This is a genomic window from Pseudomonas sp. H2_A10, assembly GCF_054680085.1.
Window position 1 is genome coordinate 1,727,047 of record NZ_CP162821.1, and the last position, 22,388, is coordinate 1,749,434.

Annotated in this window: 17 protein-coding genes and 2 pseudogenes; 6 read left to right on the forward strand and 13 right to left on the reverse strand. The window is 58.0% G+C overall.

Translation table 11 applies throughout. From position 1 onward, the window contains the following. The first annotated feature begins 32 nt into the window (after positions 1-32). Together ettA and gdhA are read left to right on the forward strand one after the other, a co-directional pair. The gene (gene ettA, locus AB4O23_RS07985) at positions 33-1,697 is read left to right on the forward strand and encodes an energy-dependent translational throttle protein EttA (protein WP_017528862.1); all 1,665 of its coding nucleotides are present in this window, start codon (positions 33-35) and stop codon (positions 1,695-1,697) included. Between the two features lie 352 nt (positions 1,698-2,049). Beyond that, complete coding sequence (gene gdhA / locus AB4O23_RS07990; RefSeq protein WP_017528861.1) at positions 2,050-3,387, forward strand: NADP-specific glutamate dehydrogenase; 1,338 nt, start codon at positions 2,050-2,052, stop codon at positions 3,385-3,387. Here gdhA and AB4O23_RS07995 read toward each other — a convergent pair. The 6 genes from AB4O23_RS07995 to AB4O23_RS08020 form a co-directional block, all read right to left on the reverse strand. Next, a complete protein-coding gene (locus tag AB4O23_RS07995; protein ID WP_460150430.1) occupies positions 3,384-3,881 on the reverse strand; it encodes a GreA/GreB family elongation factor in 498 nt (165 codons plus the stop codon). The two genes, gdhA and AB4O23_RS07995, sit on opposite strands and share 4 nt — an antisense overlap. A gap of 70 nt (positions 3,882-3,951) precedes the next feature. Continuing rightward, a complete protein-coding gene (locus AB4O23_RS08000; protein WP_017528859.1) occupies positions 3,952-4,308 on the reverse strand; it encodes a hypothetical protein in 357 nt (118 codons plus the stop codon). A 247-nt stretch (positions 4,309-4,555) separates the two neighbouring features. Beyond that, positions 4,556-5,641 (reverse strand): type I restriction endonuclease, encoded by a 1,086-nt coding sequence (locus tag AB4O23_RS08005; protein ID WP_068935211.1) that lies wholly within the window; start codon positions 5,639-5,641, stop codon positions 4,556-4,558. 214 nt (positions 5,642-5,855) lie between these two features. Next, positions 5,856-6,155, reverse strand: a complete 300-nt coding sequence (locus AB4O23_RS08010; RefSeq protein WP_068935209.1) for a chorismate mutase — start codon at positions 6,153-6,155, stop codon at positions 5,856-5,858. Between the two features lie 92 nt (positions 6,156-6,247). After that, on the reverse strand, positions 6,248-8,101 hold the full coding sequence (locus AB4O23_RS08015; RefSeq protein WP_017528857.1) for an Lnb N-terminal periplasmic domain-containing protein: 1,854 nt from the start codon (positions 8,099-8,101) through the stop codon (positions 6,248-6,250). 93 nt (positions 8,102-8,194) lie between these two features. Next, positions 8,195-8,683: a DUF3015 domain-containing protein gene (locus AB4O23_RS08020; protein ID WP_017528856.1), complete on the reverse strand. Its 489-nt coding sequence runs from the start codon at positions 8,681-8,683 to the stop codon at positions 8,195-8,197. A gap of 266 nt (positions 8,684-8,949) precedes the next feature. Between AB4O23_RS08020 and AB4O23_RS08025 the strand changes: the two genes are divergently transcribed. Continuing rightward, a complete protein-coding gene (locus AB4O23_RS08025) occupies positions 8,950-11,388 on the forward strand; it encodes a Lon protease family protein (RefSeq protein WP_017528855.1) in 2,439 nt (812 codons plus the stop codon). 325 nt (positions 11,389-11,713) lie between these two features. After that, entirely contained in the window at positions 11,714-12,031 is a 318-nt protein-coding gene (locus AB4O23_RS08030) for a PA4575 family protein (protein ID WP_017528854.1), read from the forward strand. Between the two features lie 6 nt (positions 12,032-12,037). Here the strand turns inward: AB4O23_RS08030 and AB4O23_RS08035 are convergent, their stop codons facing one another. Further along, positions 12,038-13,861 (reverse strand): hypothetical protein, encoded by a 1,824-nt coding sequence (locus AB4O23_RS08035; RefSeq protein WP_137220308.1) that lies wholly within the window; start codon positions 13,859-13,861, stop codon positions 12,038-12,040. A 164-nt stretch (positions 13,862-14,025) separates the two neighbouring features. Here AB4O23_RS08035 and AB4O23_RS08040 point away from each other — a divergent pair. Further along, positions 14,026-14,515: pseudogene (locus tag AB4O23_RS08040) on the forward strand (TIGR00645 family protein). A 15-nt stretch (positions 14,516-14,530) separates the two neighbouring features. Here AB4O23_RS08040 and AB4O23_RS08045 read toward each other — a convergent pair. From AB4O23_RS08045 to AB4O23_RS08070, 6 genes and pseudogenes are all read right to left on the reverse strand, one after another. Further along, on the reverse strand, positions 14,531-15,964 hold the full coding sequence (locus tag AB4O23_RS08045) for an ArnT family glycosyltransferase (RefSeq protein ID WP_068935206.1): 1,434 nt from the start codon (positions 15,962-15,964) through the stop codon (positions 14,531-14,533). Positions 15,965-16,081: 117 nt separating this feature from the next. Further along, entirely contained in the window at positions 16,082-17,113 is a 1,032-nt protein-coding gene (locus tag AB4O23_RS08050) for a hypothetical protein (RefSeq protein WP_460062823.1), read from the reverse strand. A gap of 107 nt (positions 17,114-17,220) precedes the next feature. Continuing rightward, positions 17,221-18,123 (reverse strand): methyl-accepting chemotaxis protein, encoded by a 903-nt coding sequence (locus AB4O23_RS08055; protein WP_460150527.1) that lies wholly within the window; start codon positions 18,121-18,123, stop codon positions 17,221-17,223. Between the two features lie 42 nt (positions 18,124-18,165). Continuing rightward, positions 18,166-19,401, reverse strand: a pseudogene (locus AB4O23_RS08060) (cache domain-containing protein); the annotation flags it as partial. Between the two features lie 108 nt (positions 19,402-19,509). Further along, complete coding sequence (locus AB4O23_RS08065; protein WP_460062825.1) at positions 19,510-20,226, reverse strand: HD-GYP domain-containing protein; 717 nt, start codon at positions 20,224-20,226, stop codon at positions 19,510-19,512. A 50-nt stretch (positions 20,227-20,276) separates the two neighbouring features. Continuing rightward, positions 20,277-20,459, reverse strand: coding sequence for a hypothetical protein (locus tag AB4O23_RS08070; RefSeq protein WP_460089356.1), 183 nt, complete (start codon positions 20,457-20,459; stop codon positions 20,277-20,279). 1,262 nt (positions 20,460-21,721) lie between these two features. Here AB4O23_RS08070 and AB4O23_RS08075 point away from each other — a divergent pair. Next, a complete protein-coding gene (locus AB4O23_RS08075; protein WP_460069928.1) occupies positions 21,722-22,387 on the forward strand; it encodes a hypothetical protein in 666 nt (221 codons plus the stop codon). Position 22,388 lies beyond the last annotated feature (1 nt).

Here is a 22,388-nt window from a genome sequence, read left to right on the forward strand (position 1 = left end):
TCAATTCATCCGTCACTGACGCTAGGTTCACCATGGCTCAATACGTCTTCACCATGCATCGGCTGGGCAAAGTTGTCCCACCGAAGCGGGAAATCCTGAAAAACATTTCATTGTCCTTCTTCCCCGGCGCCAAGATCGGTGTGCTCGGCCTCAACGGTTCGGGTAAGTCCACGCTGCTGAAAATCATGGCCGGCGTCGACACCGAGTTCGAAGGCGAAGCCCGTCCGATGCCCGAACTGAACATCGGCTACCTGCCCCAGGAGCCGCAGCTGGATCCGGCCAAGACCGTGCGTGAAGTGGTCGAAGAGGCCGTCAGCGTGATCAAGGACGCCCAGGCTCGCCTGGATGAGGTCTACGCCGCCTACGCCGAGCCGGATGCCGATTTCGACAAGCTGGCCGCCGAACAAGCCAAGCTCGAAGCCATCCTGCAGGCCGGCGACGGTCATAACCTGGAGCGCCAGCTGGAAGTTGCCGCCGACGCGCTGCGCCTGCCGGCGTGGGACGCCAAGGTCGAACACCTGTCCGGTGGTGAAAAACGTCGCGTGGCCCTGTGCCGCCTGCTGCTGTCGGCTCCCGATATGTTGCTGCTCGACGAACCGACCAACCACTTGGACGCCGATTCCGTCGCGTGGCTGGAACATTTCCTTCACGACTTCCCAGGCACCGTGGTTGCGATCACGCACGACCGCTACTTCCTGGACAACGTTGCCGGCTGGATCCTCGAACTCGACCGCGGCGCCGGTATCCCTTACGAGGGCAACTACTCCGGTTGGCTGGAAGCCAAGTCCGACCGTCTGGCCGCCGAATCCAAGCAGCAATCGGCCCACGAAAAAGCCATGAAGGAAGAACTGGAATGGGTGCGCAAAGGCGCCAAGGCCCGCCAGTCCAAATCCAAGGCCCGTCTGCAGCGCTTTGAAGAAATGCAGTCGCAGGAATTCCAGAAACGCAGCGAAACCAACGAGATCTACATCCCGGCCGGCCCGCGCCTGGGTGACAAGGTCATCGAATTCAAAAACGTGTGCAAAGGCTATGGCGACCGCGTGTTGATCGACAACCTGTCGTTCTCCATGCCAAAAGGCGCGATCGTCGGCGTTATCGGCGGTAACGGTGCGGGTAAGTCCACGCTGTTCCGCATGCTGATGGGCAAGGAAACGCCGGACTCCGGCAGCATCGAGATCGGCGAAACCGTGCAACTGGCCTGTGTGGACCAGAGCCGCGACGACCTCGACGGCAGCAAGACCGTGTTCCAGCAGATCTCCGATGGCTCCGACCAGATCCGCATCGGCAACTATGAAATCCCGTCGCGCACCTATGTCGGCCGTTTCAACTTCAAGGGCGGCGACCAGCAGAAGTTCGTCAAGGACCTGTCCGGCGGTGAGCGCGGCCGCTTGCACCTGGCGCTGACGCTGAAAGAGGGCGGCAACGTGTTGCTGCTCGACGAACCGTCCAACGACCTCGACGTGGAAACCCTGCGTTCCCTGGAAGAAGCCCTGCTGGACTTCCCGGGCGCCGCCATTGTGATCTCTCACGATCGGTGGTTCCTTGACCGCGTCGCGACCCACATCCTGGCGTACGAAGACGACTCCCAAGCGGTGTTCTTCGAAGGCAACTACACCGAGTACGAAGCCGACCGTAAGAAGCGCCTGGGCGAAGCGGCTGCCCAGCCGCACCGCGTACGCCACAAAAAACTGGCCTGATCCGGCTGGTTTGAAACAAGCGGAGCCTTCGGGCTCCGTTTTTTTTGGGTGTTTTCAGGAATACCGCGTTCAATTCATTCGCGAGCAAGCCCCACATTTGATCGCGTTCCAACCTTGAAATGCAGTCGAATGCGGGAGGGGGCTTGCCCCCGATAGCGATCTACCTGTTGGTGCATCCCTCAGATTTTAAATCCTCTTTTAAGTGCATAAACCGCCAAAAAACTGGATACAGTTATATCCAATGCACCATTTAAATTCACAAAAGCGACATTTTGCCCTGTCGCGGTGCGACATGAATTGATAAAGTCCGGCCCAATCTCACTTAAAAACAATCAATTTGCCGAGACTGTTCATGACCGAATCCGTCGAATCCTTCCTCGCCCGCCTCAAGAAACGCGACCCAGACCAGCCGGAATTCCACCAGGCTGTTGAAGAAGTCCTACGCAGCCTGTGGCCGTTTCTCGAAGCCAATCCGCATTACCTGACCTCGGGCATTCTGGAACGCATCTGCGAGCCGGAACGCGCAATCACCTTCCGAGTGTCATGGGTGGATGACCACGGCAAGGTCCAGGTCAATCGCGGTTTCCGGATCCAGATGAACAGCGCCATTGGCCCGTACAAGGGCGGCCTGCGTTTCCACCCGTCGGTAAACCTGGGGGTGCTGAAATTCCTCGCGTTCGAGCAGACCTTCAAAAATTCCCTGACCTCGCTGCCCATGGGCGGCGGCAAAGGCGGCTCGGACTTTGATCCAAAAAGTAAAAGCGATGCCGAAGTCATGCGCTTCTGCCAGGCGTTCATGAGCGAGTTGTACCGCCATATCGGCGCAGACGTGGACGTACCCGCCGGTGATATCGGCGTTGGCGCTCGCGAAATCGGCTTTCTGTTCGGCCAGTACAAGCGCTTGAGCAACCAGTTCACGTCTGTGCTCACCGGCAAAGGCATGACCTACGGCGGCAGCCTGATCCGTCCGGAGGCCACCGGGTTTGGCTGCGTGTACTTCGCCGAAGAGATGCTCAAGCGCAATGGCCAGCGCGTTGAAGGCAAGCGCGTGGCGGTGTCCGGCTCCGGCAACGTGGCGCAATATGCCGCACGCAAGGTCATGGACCTGGGTGGCAAAGTGGTTTCACTGTCTGACTCCGAAGGGACGCTGTACGCCGAAAGTGGTTTGACCGAAGAGCAATGGTCGGCCCTGCTGGCACTGAAAAACGTACAGCGCGGCCGCATCAGCGAACTGGCCGAGCGTTTCGGCCTGGAATTTCGCAAAGGCCAAACGCCTTGGGAGTTGGCGTGCGATATCGCACTGCCGTGCGCTACCCAGAACGAGCTGGACGCCGACGCCGCCCGCACGCTGTTGCGCAACGGCTGCATCTGCGTGGCCGAAGGCGCCAACATGCCGACCACGCTTGAGGCTGTGGATATCTTTATCGAGGCGGGCATTCTGTTCGCACCGGGCAAGGCGTCCAATGCCGGTGGTGTGGCCGTCAGTGGCCTGGAAATGTCGCAGAACGCCATGCGTTTGCTGTGGACCGCCGGGGAGGTGGACAGCAAGCTGCATAACATCATGCAATCTATCCACCACGCCTGCGTGCACTACGGCGAAGAAAACGGCCGGATCAATTATGTGAAGGGCGCCAACATCGCAGGCTTCGTGAAAGTGGCCGATGCAATGCTGGCCCAAGGCATCGTCTAGGCTTCGGCGTCGATGCGCAGCACTTCGATCAACTGATCGCCGACGGGGCGCTTCCACAGCACCTCGTCACCGACCTGGGCGCCCAGCAAGGCGCGACCCAGGGGCGAACCCCAATTGATCAGGCCGGCGCCGGCGTCCGCCTGGTCTTCACCGACCAACTGGATGCGCTGCTGCTCATCCTGTTCGTTGGCAAAGGTTACCCAACTGCCAATCCGGACCTTGTCGGTGGCGGTGACCGGCGCGACTACCTGGGCGCTCTGCACCCGCTGGTTGAAATAGCGCAGGTCCCGCTCAAGGTCGGCCTGGCGCTGTTTATCGGCCTGCTCGCCCTTGGCGGATTCGGCGCCGTATTCAGACTGCAGTTGCGCAACCTTGGCCTGTAACTGCGCCAAACCCTGCGCGGTCAGGCGATTGGGTTGCTCACTGACCTGGCGCTCCACCGGCTGATCGGCCTGAGCGGCGGCGTTGTCTTCATTCACAAAAGCTCGGCTCATGGTGTTCTCCCTCTCTGGAGCTTGGGCCATGGTCGCCGCGCTTTAGTTTCGATGGATGTCTGAAAGCGACCTATTGCGAGCGATAGGCCCGCGCCGCATCGCGATCCTTCTCTTGCTGCCAGGCGCGTTCGCGGTCATCCCAGTGGTTGTTCTTGTAGTCGCGCAGTTCCTCGTTTTCGCGCATGGCCTTGCACTGGCGGAAACCGTCCTCCCAGCCTTCGGCGTATAGCCGGTCCTTCAGGTAACGCGGCACGTTCTTGCGAAACGTCCCGCTAATCACCCCGGCAGCCTGGCGACCGCTGCTGCAACCGTCGTCAAAGCCATCGGCAAAAGCGGGTGGATAACCGCGGGCGAGTAATTCCTGATGGGTGGACTGGCAACCCGACAATCCCACCACCGCACACAGCAATACCGCATACCGCCACATGACATACTCCCTGGCCGTTTCACGGCTGATAAGGGAAGTTTAGAAGGGGATTTGTCGGGAGGGTGTGAAAGGAAGGTGAGAGAGGCGTGTGTTAAAGGGGGCTGCCGGGTTTCTAAGTCATAGGTTCGCTAACCTGCGTACAGCTGCCAGCCGCGTGGGCCGGCATTATCTTTGTGGCGAGCGGGCTTGCCCTGCGCGGGGCAAGCCCGCTCACCACAGGTTTGCTGTTTGTTTGGGTGTTTGGTCTTCAGTCGTAGTAGCCAACCGTTTTTTTCAGTTGGTCTGCGTACTCGTAAATTTCATCGATGGATGAAATAGCGTGTCGGGTTTCATTTTTTTCTTTGTCGAATATCCCGAGGTACTTCTGACTCCGATTGAAGTGAAGGCGACAAATCGGCTTACGGTTGTTGTCGTCCAGCAAAATCCCAAAGTAACTTTGGGTGTCTCGCTGAACTATTCGCTTGGCATCGACGACTGATCTCACCACTGCCCTGACGATGTGATAACCCTCCAACTCTTCGAGTGTCGTCAGTATCTTGTCTTCTGATTCGTCGCGATCCTGCGTATCAGAATTTGCGCTGTTTGCCACGGGCATCGCCGCTAGGGTCGGTTGAATTACGCCGCTCATGGCTGACTTGAGTCGATCATTGATTTGATCATTCAGAAACTGCGCCAGCGCCTTCCGAGTCAGTTCAAAAAATTGCTCACGTACTTTCTGCGTGATGACACCGTCATACACGCGGGATGCGAAGAATTTCACAAACTCGTCTTCTGGTTTGCTGACCTGAGCGCTGATGATTTTCTTGAGTTGGCTGACGTACTTCAGCTCTCCGGCTGCATTGATGATTGAGTCTACGTCGAATGCTGACTTCGTAAGCTTGATCAATTCCGGTACGGAATATTCGTCAATATCCAGCAAGTCCAGTTCCAAAAATGGCTTTTCGTCCATTTTGTTGGGGGCATCCAGATCGGTAAAGAATCGGTAGACCTGGCCGTTCGTGAGGATGGAGATCCTTGCGCTTGTCACATGGAAGTATCGAAAAAGCTGAGAGGCATGATTGATACTCAGGGACTCTCCGATTTTTTTGCATTCGATGAGTATCTGAACCTCACCGTTTTTCATAATGGCGTAATCAATTTTTTCGCCTTTTTTAGTCCCTACATCGCAGATGAACTCAGGCGTCACTTCTTGGGGATCAAACACGTCGTACCCCAGAACCGTATTGATGAAAGGCATTACGAAAGCATTTTTTGTAGCTTCTTCTGTTTGAATAGCGGTGCCTTGTAACCGAACTTTTGCGGCCAGGCTGGTGAGCTTTTCAAAAAAATCCATAGCAAGCCTCTACCTATTCAGATCCGTGGATAGACGTGGTGGCAATTTGATTGCTACCCGAGACTAGCCAAAAATCCTCATAAAGCGAGGCGAGTTAAAGTAAGTGTGCAGTCATTAGAAAAAGCTAAAAAACGAGCTGAGGTTTCCTGCTTATTAATCAGTGGTTTGAAGATACCCGCAGGTTTTATACGCCAGCGAATAAATTTGCCAATTCTTACTCCGCTCGCCCGAGCGCCGCATGCTCAGCCAACTCCTGCTGGATAAACGCTGCAATCATCGCCCGATACACCTGTTCGGTAACGTCCGGATTGGCGCCCAGCGTGTGCGACAAGTCCCGCACCTTGGCGATCACCTGTTCGACCCGCTGCGGCGCCTTGACACCATCGGTGTCCTTTTTGAAGCGGGCGGCTTGGGATACGTAGTGGCCACGCTCAGCCAGCAGGCTGACGATTTGCTGGTCGAGTCGGTCGATATTGTCGCGGACTTCTTCGAGACTGCTGCAGTTAACGGCCATGTTGGTTGAACTCCTTGAGATAAAGCTGAATAAATGCAGGCCAAATGTGGGAGGGGCACCCTCCCACATTTTGGGTCCTGGTCTGGCTGTGGTCAGTAGTGATACCACTTCACTTCAAGCATCACCTCATTGACTGGCGTCGATAAGTGGCTGTACTCGCGCTGTGCGCTCAGGCGCAGGCCCAGGTTGCGGGACAATTCCCATTGTTGGTTCAGGCTGATGCTGCGGCGCACTTCGCCATTGGTGAAGAAGTCGCCCTTGGCTTCCAGGCTCAGGTTGCCCAGCGGGTTTTTCCACAGCACGCCAGTGTTGAAGCCAGCAGCGGGGGAGATGGCTTCGCTGAAGTCATTGTTGTGCTCCACCCGCACGGTGCCGAGGGCGAAGCCGAGCATGTCGTCGCTCAGTTGCCAGGTGCCGCCGGCGCCGCCATTGACGTGCGCCACCAGGGTTTCGTCGTCGTGTTTGCCCGGTACGCGTTCCAGGCCGCCGGTGACTTGCCATGACCAGGGTTGCAACAGGGCGTTGCGTGGCGTCAGGGAGCGGATGGTGGCCAGGTCCAGTTGTTGCAGTTGCCAGTGGTTGCCTTCGTACTGGCGCAACTTCATTTGCAGGATTTCGATCTGCGCACCGAGGGGGAAGCCTTCGGCGTTGTCGTTGAGGTCGTGATAGGCCATGCGCAGGCCGTATTCGCCAAAGGCTTTGTCGCCCCGGGTGCCGATGCCGGCTTGCCAGGTACGGGATTCATGGCCGTTTTCCGGCAGGCCGGGGGGCGTGATCTCAAGGTCCGGCGCGGGGTTTTGGTTGATCGCGCGTAAGAGTTCGAAGCTGCGCTGGGAGCGTGCGGTGTCGCGTTCCAGGCCATTGGCGCGGTAGCGGCCCAGGCGATAGGCGGCGTCGATGATCAGCGCCTGGCGGTCGCGAGGCAGGGCTTTGAATGCGGGCTCTTGCAATTGGTTCTGGTCGTCGCTGACCTTCAATACCCATTGTTGCTCGTCGCTGTCCAGCGGTTTGGCGCGCTCCAGCAGTTCGCGCTCGCGGGAAGGCCGGTAGTCGATTTTCTCGACCAGCCCCGCATCTTTAACGGCTTTGACCGTGTCGGTAGGAATGGCGGTCAGCGGGAACTGTTCGGTCAGGCGCAGGCCTGGGCGGGCTACTTGCAGCAGCTCCAGCAGGCGGTAGGAGCAGTTTTCGTCGAAGAAGAAGTAGTCGAACTGGATTTGCTTGAGCTCCCACACGTGCTCGACCATGCGCTCGGTTTCGACTTGGGTGAGGTTGAGGCGGTATTCCCACAGGTCGCGGTTTTCGAGGCTACGGTATTCGGAGAGTTTTTCCTGGTAGGGCACCAGCGCGAACAGGCCGGGATAGCCGCCCATCAGGCCTTTCCAGGCGTAGAGGATGCTGTTGTCCGAGCCTTCAATGTACGCGCCGAAGTTGATCGCGTAGCTGAGCAGCGCCGTATTGTTGCTTTGCACGTCGGCCTGGTCGATACGCAGCAGGGTGTGGCCGAACATCGATGACGGGCTGTTGAGGTAGGCCGCCGGGAAGATCATCACCGCGCTGTGGGGGGCGACGTCCTTGAACCATTGCTTGAATTCCTTGCAGTCCACGGCCGGCAGGTCGGCCAGGTGCAACTGGTCCTTGAGCCAGCGGGTACGTGCGGGGTAGACGCATTGGGCATGTTTTTCACCCAGGCTGGCCGGCGCATAGAGGGCGTCAACGGTGGCCTTGAGCTCCGCATCCGGGTGGTGGGCACCATCGGCTGCGAGGAAGAATTTCTGCTCGCTGACATAACTGCGCCAGCCTTTTAGCTTGCCGGCTTCGTAATGGCCCAGCGACAGCCAGAACGGATCATTGGCCAGTTGCTGCAAACGTTGATCATCAAGATGCGGTGCCGCGTACAGCGGGGCGCAGGCGAAGAGTGCCATCCAGGCAAAGCGTTTGAGCATAGGGGCAACTTAAGTCGGATATTTAGACAGACCCAAAGGGGAGGCGGGCCCAAAAATAAAACCCGCGCCTCGGGAGGCGCGGGCAGGTCGAGCTTAAGCCTGGGTAGCGTATTTCGCCAGGCGGGCATCGCCTTTGAGTACAGCCAGTGTGTTGTTGTGCACGTCTTCAGCGGTCACGTCGGCCTTGCTGAAGATTTGCTGGAAGTGTTCGTGCGCCACGGCCGCGAAGTGCGCGCGATCTTCCGGTGCAACGCCCAGTACCACGGCGTAGGTGGTCAGTGCTTCGCCATTACCCTTGGCCATGTCTTCGGACAGCTCGTTCATCATGCCATTCATGGCAATCCAGGACTTGCCGCCGTAGGTCAGCGCGCTGTTGGTGCTGCAACCGTTGGTGCCCGAGGTCATGCCGAAGGTGGCGTTACCCGAAGTGCCGTTGGTGGTGGAAGCCAGGAAGTGAGCCGGAGTACCGCGCTGGCCTTCGAACAACATGTTGCCCCAACCGCAGTTCGGGCCACCTGGTGATTCTGCCATTGCATTGAGGGAGACAACGGTGAAGAGAGTACCGAGAAGGATCCGTTTCATAGCTTTGTTCTCTTTGTGTGCAAACCAATGGACAAGGGTTCAGGCACTTCATAGCGCCCTAGGGATCGGTTATTAGTCCAACCCGCGCAGTTTGGAGTTTAGGCAGGTTCCAAGGGTTCCGTGGGTTTTTATAAAACAATCAGCATTGTCGCGATTTTTTGTAGGACGCGTCCCGTACCTGTGCTTTCCCTACGGCGCGCCTTGCCAGAGCGCGCAAGGGGGAGCCAGAATGCCGTCATCTGCCCCGCCTGATGTAAGGAAGCCCGATGCCTGATCCTGTTGCTGCCAGCTTGCGCCTAGCGCCCGAAGCGCTGACTCGCCCTTTCTCCGCTGAACAGTTCAGCTTCTCGACCACCAATGAATTGGAGCCCTTTCGCGGTGTGCTTGGCCAGGAACGCGCGGTTGAAGCGTTGCAGTTCGGTGTGGCGATGCCACGCCCCGGTTACAACGTGTTTGTCATGGGCGAGCCGGGCACTGGCCGCTTTTCGTTCGTCAAACGTTACCTGAAGGCCGAAGGCAAGCGCCTGCAGACCCCGGCGGACTGGGTCTACGTGAATAATTTCGATGAGCCTCGCGAACCCCGCGCCCTGGAATTGCCTGGCGGCGCGGCGGCGGCGTTCATCGCAGATATCAATGGCCTGGTCGACAACCTGGTGGCGACGTTCCCGGCCGCCTTCGAGCACCCGACCTATCAACAGCGCAAAAGCGCCATCGACCGTGCCTTCAACCAGCGTTACGACAAGGCCCTGGACGTGATCGAACGGCTGGCCCTGGAAAAAGACGTGGCGCTGTACCGTGACAGTTCCAACATCGCGTTCACGCCGATGCTCGACGGCAAGGCGCTGGACGAGGCTGAGTTCTCGCAGCTGCCGGAAGTGGATCGCGAACGTTTCCACACGGACATCTCCGAGCTGGAAGAGCGCCTCAACGAAGAGTTGGCCAGCCTGCCGCAGTGGAAGCGCGAGTCCAACAACCAACTGCGCCAGTTCAACGAAGAAACCATCACCCTGGCCCTGCAACCTTTGCTGGCGCCGCTGTCGGAAAAATACGCGGAAAACGCCGCAGTCTGCGGTTATCTGCAAGCCATGCAGGTGTACCTGCTCAAAACCGTGGTCGAGCAATTGGTGGACGACGCCAAGACCGACGCCCAGGCGCGCAAGCTGCTTGAAGAGCAATACTGCCCGAGCCTGGTGGTGGGCCATGCGGTCAACGGCGGCGCACCGGTGGTGTTCGAACCGCACCCGACCTACGACAACCTGTTCGGCCGTATCGAGTACAGCACCGACCAGGGCGCGCTCTACACCACTTACCGTCAGTTGCGCCCGGGCGCCTTGCACCGTGCCAATGGCGGTTTTCTGATTCTTGAAGCCGAAAAAATGCTCAGCGAACCGTTTGTATGGGACGCGCTCAAGCGCTCCCTGCAATCGCGCAAGCTGAAGATGGAATCGCCACTGGGCGAGCTGGGCCGCCTGGCCACCGTCACCCTCAACCCGCAAATGATTCCGTTGCAGGTCAAGGTGATCATCATCGGTTCGCGCCAGTTGTATTACGCATTGCAGGACGCCGATCCGGACTTCCAGGAGATGTTCCGGGTGCTGGTGGACTTCGACGAAGACATCCCGATGGTGGACGAGAGCCTGGAACAGTTCGCCCAGTTGCTTAAAACCCGCACCTCGGAAGAAGGCATGGCGCCGCTGACTTCGGACGCAGTGGCGCGGTTGGCCACGTACAGCGCCCGGCTGGCCGAGCACCAGGGGCGCTTGTCGGCACGCATTGGCGACCTGTTCCAACTGGTCAGCGAGGCGGACTTTATCCGCCACCTGGCGGGCGATGACATGACCGACGCCGGCCACATCGAGCGCGCGCTCAAGGCCAAGGCCACGCGGACCGGGCGCGTGTCGGCACGGATTCTCGATGACATGCTCGCCGGGGTGATCCTGATCGATACCGCGGGTGCGGCCGTCGGCAAATGCAACGGGCTGACGGTACTGGAGGTGGGCGATTCGGCGTTCGGCGTGCCGGCACGCATTTCCGCCACGGTGTACCCCGGCGGCAGCGGTATTGTCGACATCGAGCGCGAGGTTAACCTCGGCCAGCCGATTCACTCCAAGGGCGTGATGATCCTCACCGGTTACCTGGGCAGCCGTTATGCCCAGGAATTCCCGTTGGCGATTTCGGCGAGTATCGCGCTGGAGCAGTCCTACGGGTATGTGGATGGTGACAGTGCGTCCTTGGGCGAAGCCTGCACGCTGATCTCGGCGCTGTCGAAAACGCCGCTCAAGCAGTGTTTTGCCATCACCGGCTCGATCAACCAGTTTGGTGAAGTGCAGGCGGTGGGTGGGGTCAACGAGAAAATCGAAGGCTTCTTCCGCCTCTGCGAAGCGCGCGGCTTGACCGGCGAGCAAGGGGCGATCATCCCCCAGGCCAACGTCGCCACGCTGATGCTCGATGAGAAGGTGTTGCAGGCCGTACGCGCCGGGCAATTCCACATCTACGCGGTACGCCAGGCGGACGAGGCCTTGAGCCTGCTGGTGGGTGAACCTGCCGGCGAGCCGGATGCCGAGGGGCAATTCCCCGAAGGCAGCGTCAACGCGCGGGTGGTTGAGCGTTTGCGTGCGATTGCCGAGATGATCAGCGAGGAAGACTTGAAGGAGGCGGAGAAGGAGTTGGCGCAGCAGGCGTTGGCTGAGGCCAAGCCGAGCTGACGTGTGGTAAGTAGGATCTGTAGAACGAAGCAGATCCCAATGTGGGGGGCTTGCTCCCGATGGCGGTGGGTCAGCCAGCTTATGGGTAGCTGGTACACCGCTATCGGGAGCAAGCCCCCTCCCACAATGGATTGTCAGTGCCTTCAGACCTGTGGCCGCCATAAAATTGACTCGATTCCGGTGGCCGCCACCGTTGGTCTCTAGCGCCTTGGTTTGTTGTGTTTTTCTTCTATTCTCTGTTTTAGGGATATCCACAGGAGTCGCTGGATAGAAACAGCCTCGCCATTGGCCGGGGTTGAACACCGATCTACCGAGGGGCGCCGCCATGTCGCGCAACCTTTGCCTTACCCGCCAGTGCTTTGGCCTGGTCACCCGTATCGAATGTTCCATTCGCCCGCTCGCGGGGGATACCGGCATGTGGACCTTATTGTTTGCCGCCGGCATGTCCGGTGAACAGCCGTCCACCATCAAGTCCCAAGGCCCGTTTCATGGGCCGATTGCGGCGCAGACCATTCTGGAATCAATCGTCGACAGCCTGACCCTGCATGGCTACGAGCTGGCGGGCGATCCGCAGATCTGGTGCCTGCACATGCAGGCCCACCTGCGACAGCTCAACGGCAACCATGAGCAGCTTGCGCTGTAGGTCGGGTCATTTGCCCTCGGGCTTGTCCAGCTTGACCTCGAAGCCGTATTGCACGGTCGTCAGGTCGGTGCGCTGGTAGCTTTCCAGCACCGTCGGCTTGCCATAGAAATAATGCACGTCAAACATCGCCGTGCCGTACTCCTGCGCACGGTGGCTGACGCCGAGGATTTCCTTGAGGTAATGGCCGCTGGCGTCCTTGGCGTAGAAGCGCCAGCTGTCGGCGGGGAATGCCTTCTGGTCGACGATCAGCGCGTTGTCCTTGAGCGACAGGCCCTTGGGCAGCTTGGCCACGTCAATCTCGCCTTTCTCGATGGTCGCCAGGAACAGCGGGATCGAGCCCACCACGAACGCCGGGTTTTCCGGGAACAGGTTGAGGTCGTAGGTGAGCGTGCCGCGCGCCGGGGTCAGCTCGTAGGCTTCGCTGGGCAATTCGATGGGCTCGCCGCGTTCGCCCTTGTCGTCGGCGGTAAAGAACGTCACTGGCGATTCGCTGCTGTTGCGCTCGGCGCCCACCAATTCGTCGTTGAAGGTGAAGGGGTGATCGAAGGTGATATGCGCGGCACTGGCGTCTTCGACGGACTGGGTGATCGTCACGCTGTTTTTCAGTTGTTCCTCGCTGAGCGTGGCGCCCTTGAGCCAGTTGGCGGCGCCGTCGTCGTACACGGTGACTGGCATCGGCAAGGCTTGTACGGTTTTTTGCAGGCTGTTCTTGTCGAAACGCAGTATCGGCAGGTCGAGGTCCTTGCGGGTGACGGAGGCTGTGGAAAAGTCCAGCACGTTGACCTGCACGCTATCGATCAGGCCATTGAAATATACCTTGGCGTAATGGCTGCCCTGTTTGTGCTCGAAGGCTTTTTGTTCGTCGATAAGCTGTTTTTCGAAGGCTTCGGACCAAGTGTTCTGTTTTTGCATCTCGGCCAATTGTTTCTGGTAAAACGCCACCTGCGCGGCGCTTTCATTGATCGAGCCCGAACGTGTGAGGAATTGCCCGGTGCTATCGCGTGCCTGTACCAGCAACGGGTTCGGCGAATCGTCGCCCACTTGCGGAGCGAGCGGCTGGCTGTTGGTCAGTTCGATTTCGGCGTAGTTTTTTTCCAGGAGCAGCAGGTTGACGGTGATATTGCCCTCGGTGCGCTTATGGCCCACGTCTTTTTTCGACAGGTCGAACGTCAACACCCTGCCCGGCGCGATCACTTCCACGCGGCCCTTGAGGCTCACAGGCTGAGGCTGGCTCTTGTTTTCGGTTTCGAGGCCATCGATGAACGGATAGGTCACCGTCAGGTCATCGGGGTTGGTCAGGTTGGAGCTGCTGGGGCTCAGTTGGATACCTGGGTCGGTTTCCGACCATTCCGGCTGGAAGGGGATGACTTTGTTGTTGCTCAACGTGACCGATTGCCACTCCAGGCCATGGGGGAAGGGGAATTGGTCGGGCATGTTGAAGCTGAACGGGAAGACCGGCTGCAAATCCGTCAGGTAGTCGGAGTGAGAGGTCTTGCGCAGCACGAACAGGCCATTGATGTAGGTGTCCACCAGCGCTTGCGGCGTGGGGTAGTGCTTGAGCAGGGCCAGGGTGTCGTCGCCGTACTCGGCCTCAATGGGCTTGGTGGCGAGCTTGGCCTGGGCCCGCTCCAGCAATAACAGCGAGCCGCCGAGGTCGGCGATGGCGTCGCGCAGCTTGGGGTCCTGGATGCTGTCGAGGGATTGTTCGAACTTGGCGGTTTTCTCTTCGAGGGTCGTCTGTTTCTGCTCATCACTGGGGGAGCAACCGCTGCCCATCAGCAACGCCGCACACAGGCCAACACCGGCCAAGGGGGAGCGCACATCCATCATCTGAGTTTTTCCTGTCCGACGTCATCGAGCCGAGTTGATGGGCTCGACACTAGCAGAAAAATTCTCTTACAGAAGCCGCCTGGGTCAGTTTTCTCGCGGTTACAGGTGACTTGTGGCGGCTGGTATACTCGCCGCCATTTCTAGCCAAGCTGTGTGAGACCCCCATGGAACGCTTTATCGAAAATACTATGTACGCTTCACGCTGGCTGTTGGCGCCGATCTACCTCGGCTTGTCCCTGGACTCTGCTGATCCTGGCATTGAAATTCTTTCAGGAAATCATCCACGTTCTGCCGAATGTGTTCAGCATGCTGGAGGCGGACGTCATCTTGCTGCTGCTGTCGTTGATCGACATGGCGCTGGTCGGTGGCTTGCTGGTGATGGTGATGATTTCCGGCTACGAGAACTTCGTCTCGCAGCTGGATATCGATGACAACAAAGAGAAACTCAACTGGCTGGGCACCATGGACTCTTCGTCGCTGAAGATGAAAGTGGCGGCCTCCATCGTGGCGATTTCCTCGATCCACTTGCTGCGCATCTTCATGGATGCCAAGAACGTCGATCCGCAGCACCTGATGTGGTACGTGATCATCCACATGACCTTCGTGATCTCCGCGTTCGCGATGGGCTACCTGGACAAACTCACCAAGCACTGATGCCTTGCGCCGGCCCTACTGCTCGACGAAGTAGTAGGGCTGGCGGTTGATCGCCATGTGCTTGATCACCTTCACCTGGGGATTCAAGCCGTTGGTGTGGTCCAGCAGCGCAACGTTGCCGGGCTTGGCCGCCAGGTAACGGTGCAGCTCGGGTTCTGTCTGCAGCATCTTCAAATAGCCCTGCATGTAGAACACGCCGGCGCCGGCGATGCGTTCATTGGGCTGGAACAATACGACTTCTTTGCCTTCGGCTTGCAGTGCCTGGATCTGGCGGATGACCGGCACGAATGACTGGCGCACATCAGCCTTGGGCGCAAACCAGAAGGCAGCGATCAGGTAGCTGGCAATGGCCAGGGTGAACACGCCGCCCACCAGAGGTCGGTGGTGTTTATACAGGGCGGGTTTGTGCTCTTTGAGCCATTGCAGCAGTACCCGTGCATATTCGGCGGCCAACACGGCGGCGGCCGGGGCCAGCGTCATCAGGTACACCGTGCGCTTACTGGACGCCAGGGTCAGCAAGGTGAATTGCGCCACCAGCCATACGCTGAAAAACAGGTGATAGCGATTGCGCGCCAGGCTTTTACGCAAATGCCACAGCCCCAGGTACACCAGGATGTTCCAGGGCAGGAACGCCTCCGGCAGTTTGGCGATGTAGTAGTAGAACGGCTCGTAATGCCCGGCTTCGACAAACGAGCCGCTGAACCGGCCGACGCTGTTGGTCCACAGTACTTCGCCTACAGCCTGCATGCCGCCACGTTGGTACAGGAAGCACAGCCATATCAGCAGCGGCACCAATGCCAATAGGGTGCACAGCGCGGGTTTGAGCCAGTTGCCGATGCGCAGGCGTTTGTCCATCACGCTGGTAGCGGCCAGGTACACAAAAATCACAATGCCCGGCATGGCCAGCCCCAGCACACCTTTGCTTAGCGTGGCGATCGCCATCCCGACGGTAAACAGCGCCCAATGGCCCATGTTGGGGCCTTCGCGGTCCGGCCGCACCGCCTGATAGAACGCCAGCAGCGCAGTGGTCACGCCGAGGCTGAGCAACGAGTCCTCACCCACGCCGCGCACGTTGCTCCAGTAACTGGCCATGGTCGCCAGGATCAAGGCTGCGCTGAACGCCAATGTCTGCGGCCGGCCGAACCTGCGCAGCATTGCGTAGAGCAGCATTACGCTGAACAACCCGGCAAACGCCGACGCCAGGCGCACAGCCCAGGTGGTGCCGCCAAACAGGCGAATCGCCCCGGCATCCAGCCACAGGCTCAAGGGCGGCTTTTCCAAAAAAGGCTCGCGAAATAACTGTGGCACCACCCAGTTATTGTCCAGATGCATGGCCATGGCGATCCCGGCGACGCGGGCTTCGGTGGAGCCTTGCAGGTCGTGGCTACCTAGGGCGAAAAAAAATAAAAGACCGGCGAGCAGAAACAATAAAGAGGCGGGGCGTGTCATGGGTTGTGGCTACCGAGGCAGTGGGCCGCTCGGGGGAGCGGCCGTGGCATTCGGCTAGTATCTGTCGGCGTTTCTGAATGTTTCGTGAACGAGTGTAGGGTTTTTGTATTCAGGTATTCACGGCGCCTTCAAGCTGGGCAGCGCGGCTTTACCCTCGGCTGTCAACACGGCTGCCAATTGCTCCCAGGTAAAGCTCAGTTCGTTGTCGCACCCGTCACCGTTGGCGGGTGTCGACAGCTGCAATCCTTGGGTATTGAAGCTCAGGTCGAACGTGGAATAGCTGTTGATCGCCGGGCATCCCTCGTCGGTGGTGGTTTGTTTGGCCAGCCATGTCTTGAACGGGGTCGACAGCTTCACTTCGCCGGAATAGGCGTCATACCACTGCTGGTGCCCGCCCAGCCACGTCCAGGGGTCAACCGCTTCGCCGGTCTGCAGGTTCCAGGAATGCTGCCCCCAACTGATGCCCCGGGCGCCCATGCCCGCGGTCCAGCGGTAGAACTTCACGGTGATCCACTGCGACGACCAATACGTCGGCTCAACCGTGATTTCACTGGTGAGGGCCGAGCCGTTTCGTCCCAGATACTCGCGACGCTCGCGCAAATAGTCGGCCTGATCGTCGTCGTTGACCGCCAGCGCCGCGAGTTGCCGATTGATTTTCTGCACCGCCGGGCCATCACCCTCAAGCTTGAGCGTGACTCGGGCGCCTTGGGTCTTGAGCACGTAGCGGTGACCGCCGAAGGATTTTTCCTGCGTCTTGACCGGCAGAGGCGCCGCTTCCAGGGCGGCGTTATAAGCATCGCTGCCGCAGCCGTCGTTTGGCGTACCGACGCGTTTCAGGGTAATCGGCAGCGGTTTGCCGCCTTGCGTTTTACGCCAAGCGCCCGCCAGCGTATCGCCGGAGCGATTATCCAGCGTCCAGAACCCGGTATCGCCTTCCTCCACCCACGGCGCGCTGTCGCTGGCTTGGGTCAGTTGAATGGGGGTGAGGATGCGTTGGTAGTAATAACTGCCGTGCTCCCCGTCAGCTCCGTTGAAACAGGCGGTAATGGCGGATTTGCCCAGCGTGCCGGTCCAGACGCCGGCGAGGTCGGCGGCGTTGGCGAGCAAAGGTGTGCAGGCAAGAGCGATAGCAGCGACGGGCTTGAACACGGGTATCTGACTTCCGGTTGTCTGATGGGGCGCTCAGGGTAATGGGAAGTCGGGTGGAGTCCAAGTGGTTGCGCCTGCGTGGCGGTCAGTGCGCGCCGGTTAACACCTTAGGCTTTGACTTTAAAACGCCCCAACCCCTGCTGCATTGCATTGGCCCGCTCTGACAGGTTCCTGGCCGCGATCGCGCATTGCTGGGAGTTGGCCTGGTTTTGCTGGGTGACCTCGTCGATCTGCTCCAGCCCAATACTCGCCTGTTGCAAGCCGGACGCCTGTTCGCTGGACGCCTGATAGATCAGTGACACCAGACTTGAGACGGTGCCGGTGCCGGTGACAATGTTGCGCAGCGAGTCGGCGGTGCGGCCGGCGATGATCATGCCGCGTTGCGTCTTGGTCGACGAGTCGGCAATCAGCGCTGCGGTCTGTTGTGCCGCCTCGGCACTGCGTGCCGCGAGGCTGCGCACTTCATCGGCCACCACGGCAAAGCCGCGGCCCAGCTCCCCGGCACGTGCGGCCTCGATCGCGGCGTTCAACGCCAGCAGGTTGGTCTGCGCGGCAATGTTGTCGATGGTGGTGATGATGGCGGTAATGTCTTTGCCCGAATTATCGATCTCGGCCATGGTCGCGATCAGTTCGCTCATCAGCTTGTCACTTTCCCCCGCGTCGGCGCGCGCCGCCTGGGATTGTTCGTCGGCCTTTTTGGCATTGGCGGCGTTGTCGGTGGTCTGCGCCGCCATTTGGGTCATGACGGCACTGATTTCAGTGATCGACGACGCCGAATTGGATGCGCCGTCGGACAGCGACTGGCTCAACTGCGTGACCTGTGCAGAGCTGCCGGTGATTTGCGTGGCGCTGGCCTGCACTTGGGAAATCAAGGTGTTCAGGTTGCCGACCATTTTTTCCAAGGATTTGCCCAGCGTGTCATTGGGCGAGGACAGACGTACCTCCAGGTCCAGATCACCCTCGGAAATGCGTTCGGCCACGCGCACCTGGCGTTGCAGGCTTTCCGACATATCGTTCAGGGCAAAGGACAATTGGCCGACCTCATCTTCAGACGTTTGCACCAGCCGACGCGAAAAGTCGCCCAGGCTGATGTTAGCGGCCAGGTGGGCGGCTTCACGAATCGGGCCGACGATTTTGGCGGTAGCCAACCACAGGGTAAGCAAAGCCAGCATGGAGATGGCGATGCCCACCGCGACCTGCCAGATGCTGCTGTTGACGCCGCGCGATTGCAATTCTTGCTCCAGAGCCAGGGCCTGGCTCATGACGACCGCCTTGGGCAGGTGGATCACGATGGCCCACGGCTTGTCGGTGCGGCCCAGGTTGATGGGCATCTGCACCTCGATTTCCTGGGTGCCCTGGTTGATTTGGCTGTCGCCCTGGCCTTTTTGAACATTGGCCAACACCTTCTCCCAAGCGTCGGGCAGCAAGGCTTTGAGCGGCTGGCCGATCAGTTCCGGCCGTTTGCTGTCGGCCACCACCAGCCCTTGATGGCTGAGGATCGATACGGAGCCGTTGCCGCCATAAAGGTCGGCGGACATCTGCTCGCTGAGTTTCTGGATAAACGAGATATCGAAGTCAGCACCGACCACGCCGTAGAACTTGCCATTGGCGGTGATCGGCACCGACAGGGTGGTCAGCCATACATTCTTGCCTTGCACCACGTAGGGGAGGGGGTCGAGTACGCTTTCTTTCAGGGTATCCCGGGGGCCTGAGTACCAGCCGCCCTTCAACACACCGTTGGGGTGGCGGGCATCGGAGTCATATTCGACCAGTGGTTGCACGGCGATATGACCGTCTGAACTGCGTGTCCAATAAGGGGTGAAGCGGCCAGTCAAGGGGTTGTTACCGCCCTCGTTATTACGAAAGGCTTGATCCTGGCCGTCCAGTGCGTCGGGCTCCCAGCAGGAGTACGTGCCGTTGAAGTCGGGGTTGTCCTTGAGCACGCTGAGCAACATTGTGTTGATTGAGTCCCGACCCAATACCAGCGGGCTTTGGGCGCTTTTGCCCGCGCCCAGCGTATTGGCCAGTGTGCGTGCCGAGTCCAGCGCGTTTTGCAGCTTCGCCTGGATGGCGGTGGCACGAGACTCTGCCAGATTCTGCACTTCGCGGATGGTGGCGGTTTCAATCAATGCCGATACTTGCGTGCCCACATAGGCTTCGTTGGCCTTTGAGGAATACAGCCCATATAACACCAGACTTGCGCAGGAAATAAACAGGCAGAGTCCGGCCGTAAAACAGATTCGAGTCTGCAATGATTTGAATTTCATGATGTTTTCGCCCACGCTCATAACGACCAAAATAATCGGATGTCGACATTCCAGTGTCTTTGTATTCGCACGGCTTATTGGATCATCGGCTGCTTTGGCATTGGCATGCTGTACAGCGCTGTAAGTTGCTTAACGCGTTTTGGGTGCGGCGTCGTCGAGCCATAAACGCTCGGTATTTTTGAAACCATAACGTTGCGGCGCTACCCGCGCAATAATACGATCGTGTTGGTTGGGGGTGCCCAGGTCTATTATTTGGTAGGGGATATAGACATTTAAAGCCGGCAGGAAAAACACTTTGATTTTTGGCGTCAATAATGAGTCGGCATGTTGTTCTATCACTACACCGATACCGCCGCTTTGCAATTGAACGATAGAACCGACGGGGTAAATACCCACGGACTTTAAAAACGCGCGGAATACGTCATCGTCAAAATGCCCTTCCCATGTCGACATTTGTTGAATAGCCACGGCAGGGTCCCAGCCCTGGTTGTACGAACGGTCCGAGGTAATTGCGTCGTAGACATCGCAGACCGCGGCCATCCGAGCCACAAGGCTGATCTGGTCGCCAGCCAACTGATGGGGGTAGCCGGTGCCGTCGATTTTCTCGTGGTGATGCAGGCATACATCCACGACCATCTCGCATACTTGCGCGGTGGCCAGCAATGTTTTTTCCCCTTCAAGCGGATGCGTTCGCACCACCTGTAATTCGTCATCGCTCAAGCGGCCGGGCTTGTTGAGAATGGCACCGGGAATCGCCATTTTGCCGATGTCGTGCAGCAGTCCGGCCAGCCCGACCTTGCGAATCAGGGCGGTGGGCAGGCCTAACTGATTGCCCAGGGCGATCATCAACGCACACACCGCGACCGAATGCATGTAGGTGTAGTCATCGATGCTTTTCAGACGTGCCAGGCTGATAAAGCATTGGGATGGCGTGCAATGGAGCTTGAAATATCGTCGACCAATGCGCCGATATGCTCCAACTCCAACGCCCGGTCCATGCGGGCATGGCCGAACATTTCGACCACCGCGGACTTGGCGCGACCACAAATCGCCTGCGCGGCGATCAGTTCGTCTTTCATGGACGTTAGAGGAGCCAAGGTGGCCGGTTCTGCCGGGTCAGAGGCGGGTTGAACATCACACTCCTGGGTACACGGTGCCTCCACGCGATCTCGCCAAAATGGCTTCGCCTCGCCGGCAGCCCGATCATTGGGTCCATTGCACTTCAACATGGTATGCCCTCTGCTGATGGTCTTCTTATTACGCGTCTAGAAGAGGATGCGCGCGCCTCGGATATTGGTGACTCCACAAATATCGTTATTAGACTTTGGTAGTAGAGAGAATGTGGGGCAACGAATAACCTCCCAGGCCTGCTTAAACAGCACTGATATCGTAATGACATTAGCATGGGTGTGGGTATTTGAAATGCATTTGAAAACAAAATAACGAGGGGGTTTATCGTTAAAGCGATGGGTGGTTTGTGTTTGTCTATCCAGTTGATGGGGTGGAATAGATAGTTCGCTAACTTGCTAGTTGGATGTTGAGAATGATTAAGGTTGAAAGGGGGTTGTAATAAGTTTGCGAGGGGGGCGTTTTTTGTGGTTCGCAATGCGCCATGTTTTGGACTTATGGCGCTAAGGAGCTTGCTGAGCGTAGGCACTGTGATATCCGCGAGTGGTGTGGTTTTCAAGCGGGGAAAACATGCAGAGTGAGTGAGACACCAAATGTCTTCGGTGCAGGCTGGGGTGACGGCGTTTTTTCAACTTGAACCCGGTCGTGGCGACATTCTCGAATCTGTCTTCGGCCTCCGACAGACTGGCTTGCCTCGGCGCCTCGCGGTGAGCTTTGGGGGCAGTGCCTTGCACCAGCGGTCCACATGCCCAAAATGGGACGCCAAAATGCCTAGAGTTTAAAAAACCTAGAAAGCTCCCATAAGCGCTGAAGCCCCTGTATTTATTGGATTTCAGGCACCAAAAAAGACGTCCGTGGACGTCTTTAGAGCCGGGGGGATTTGAATTTGTTCGGTAGCCTATTGATTTATAGAATTAATATCGGATCTGATTTCTTGTTGGAATACCAATTGGAATACGACACTCCACTACCACACGTTTGCATCGATCTGAGCAGCATGTTTCGTAGCCATGATTGACAGTGAATTGCCCAACGCTGTCGGTGGCGACACGCTTAGTCGGACAGAAGTGGTTATAGGATGATATTAGGCCCGGCGTCTAGTGAGTCGAAGCACGGCTATCTTCAGCGCTCCTCTGTATTGTGGGGCAATCGTAGATCATTTGATCCTTTTGATGTCATGATGTCATCATGTGCAACTAATGGGCTTAGAAGAATGCCAGAGCGTATTTTCATTTACTGTGATGAATCAGGGGCTAAAGGATATGCTGATCAGCAAGAGACTTTTCCAGGTGAAACTGGAGTATTCGCTGGCATTTTGATTCCCGAGCAGCTTCATACGGACCTAGCGCAAAAATTTAACGCCATTGCACTGAAATTCAAGCCTGCTTTGGGAAAGCTTCATATAGCCGATTTACCTAAAGAGCAAAAAGGTGCTTTGAGGAAAGCGCTGTTCGATGAGATCCAAGCAGCAAATTTACCTTGCTTCTGGTACGCAATTCATGTTGCTGGTCTGAATGAGTTTTACTCTAATCAGCTTCAGGCTTCCCGGGACCACAGAGCGGCAATGATTGCACGGCGTACCAGTCCGGCTCGAGTCAAAACGGGTAGCGTTCGCGAAGAGTTACCTTCAATGCATGTGGAGCTTTTTGGAGGCTTCTATGCCCATATAGCAGCGTTTCTTCTCGAGCGTGATCGAAAGAATGTTGAGCTGGTAGTATGTACCGACCAATTAGATGCTCCTCTTGTGAAACAGTTTCAACAAATCGCCGTAGAGCTGCTTGATACGAACCCAAAGGTTACAATTGTCACTGGGTATGACACTCTGAAAAAAGAAATTGGTTTACAGAAAAATATCTTCAACTACGGAATATCCAGCTGAA

What these genes read in the sequence shown, in the direction of transcription:
- ettA (WP_017528862.1), top strand. Translation starts at nt 33, where the DNA reads ATGGCTCAATACGTCTTCACCATGCATCGGCTGGGCAAAGTTGTCCCA.
- gdhA (WP_017528861.1), top strand. Translation starts at nt 2,050, where the DNA reads ATGACCGAATCCGTCGAATCCTTCCTCGCCCGCCTCAAGAAACGCGAC.
- AB4O23_RS07995 (WP_460150430.1), bottom strand. Translation starts at nt 3,881, where the DNA reads ATGAGCCGAGCTTTTGTGAATGAAGACAACGCCGCCGCTCAGGCCGAT.
- AB4O23_RS08000 (WP_017528859.1), bottom strand. Translation starts at nt 4,308, where the DNA reads ATGTGGCGGTATGCGGTATTGCTGTGTGCGGTGGTGGGATTGTCGGGT.
- AB4O23_RS08005 (WP_068935211.1), bottom strand. Translation starts at nt 5,641, where the DNA reads ATGGATTTTTTTGAAAAGCTCACCAGCCTGGCCGCAAAAGTTCGGTTA.
- AB4O23_RS08010 (WP_068935209.1), bottom strand. Translation starts at nt 6,155, where the DNA reads ATGGCCGTTAACTGCAGCAGTCTCGAAGAAGTCCGCGACAATATCGAC.
- AB4O23_RS08015 (WP_017528857.1), bottom strand. Translation starts at nt 8,101, where the DNA reads ATGCTCAAACGCTTTGCCTGGATGGCACTCTTCGCCTGCGCCCCGCTG.
- AB4O23_RS08020 (WP_017528856.1), bottom strand. Translation starts at nt 8,683, where the DNA reads ATGAAACGGATCCTTCTCGGTACTCTCTTCACCGTTGTCTCCCTCAAT.
- AB4O23_RS08025 (WP_017528855.1), top strand. Translation starts at nt 8,950, where the DNA reads ATGCCTGATCCTGTTGCTGCCAGCTTGCGCCTAGCGCCCGAAGCGCTG.
- AB4O23_RS08030 (WP_017528854.1), top strand. Translation starts at nt 11,714, where the DNA reads ATGTCGCGCAACCTTTGCCTTACCCGCCAGTGCTTTGGCCTGGTCACC.
- AB4O23_RS08035 (WP_137220308.1), bottom strand. Translation starts at nt 13,861, where the DNA reads ATGATGGATGTGCGCTCCCCCTTGGCCGGTGTTGGCCTGTGTGCGGCG.
- AB4O23_RS08045 (WP_068935206.1), bottom strand. Translation starts at nt 15,964, where the DNA reads ATGACACGCCCCGCCTCTTTATTGTTTCTGCTCGCCGGTCTTTTATTT.
- AB4O23_RS08055 (WP_460150527.1), bottom strand. Translation starts at nt 18,123, where the DNA reads ATGTCGGAAAGCCTGCAACGCCAGGTGCGCGTGGCCGAACGCATTTCC.
- AB4O23_RS08065 (WP_460062825.1), bottom strand. Translation starts at nt 20,226, where the DNA reads ATGATCGCCCTGGGCAATCAGTTAGGCCTGCCCACCGCCCTGATTCGC.
- AB4O23_RS08070 (WP_460089356.1), bottom strand. Translation starts at nt 20,459, where the DNA reads ATGAAAGACGAACTGATCGCCGCGCAGGCGATTTGTGGTCGCGCCAAG.
- AB4O23_RS08075 (WP_460069928.1), top strand. Translation starts at nt 21,722, where the DNA reads ATGCCAGAGCGTATTTTCATTTACTGTGATGAATCAGGGGCTAAAGGA.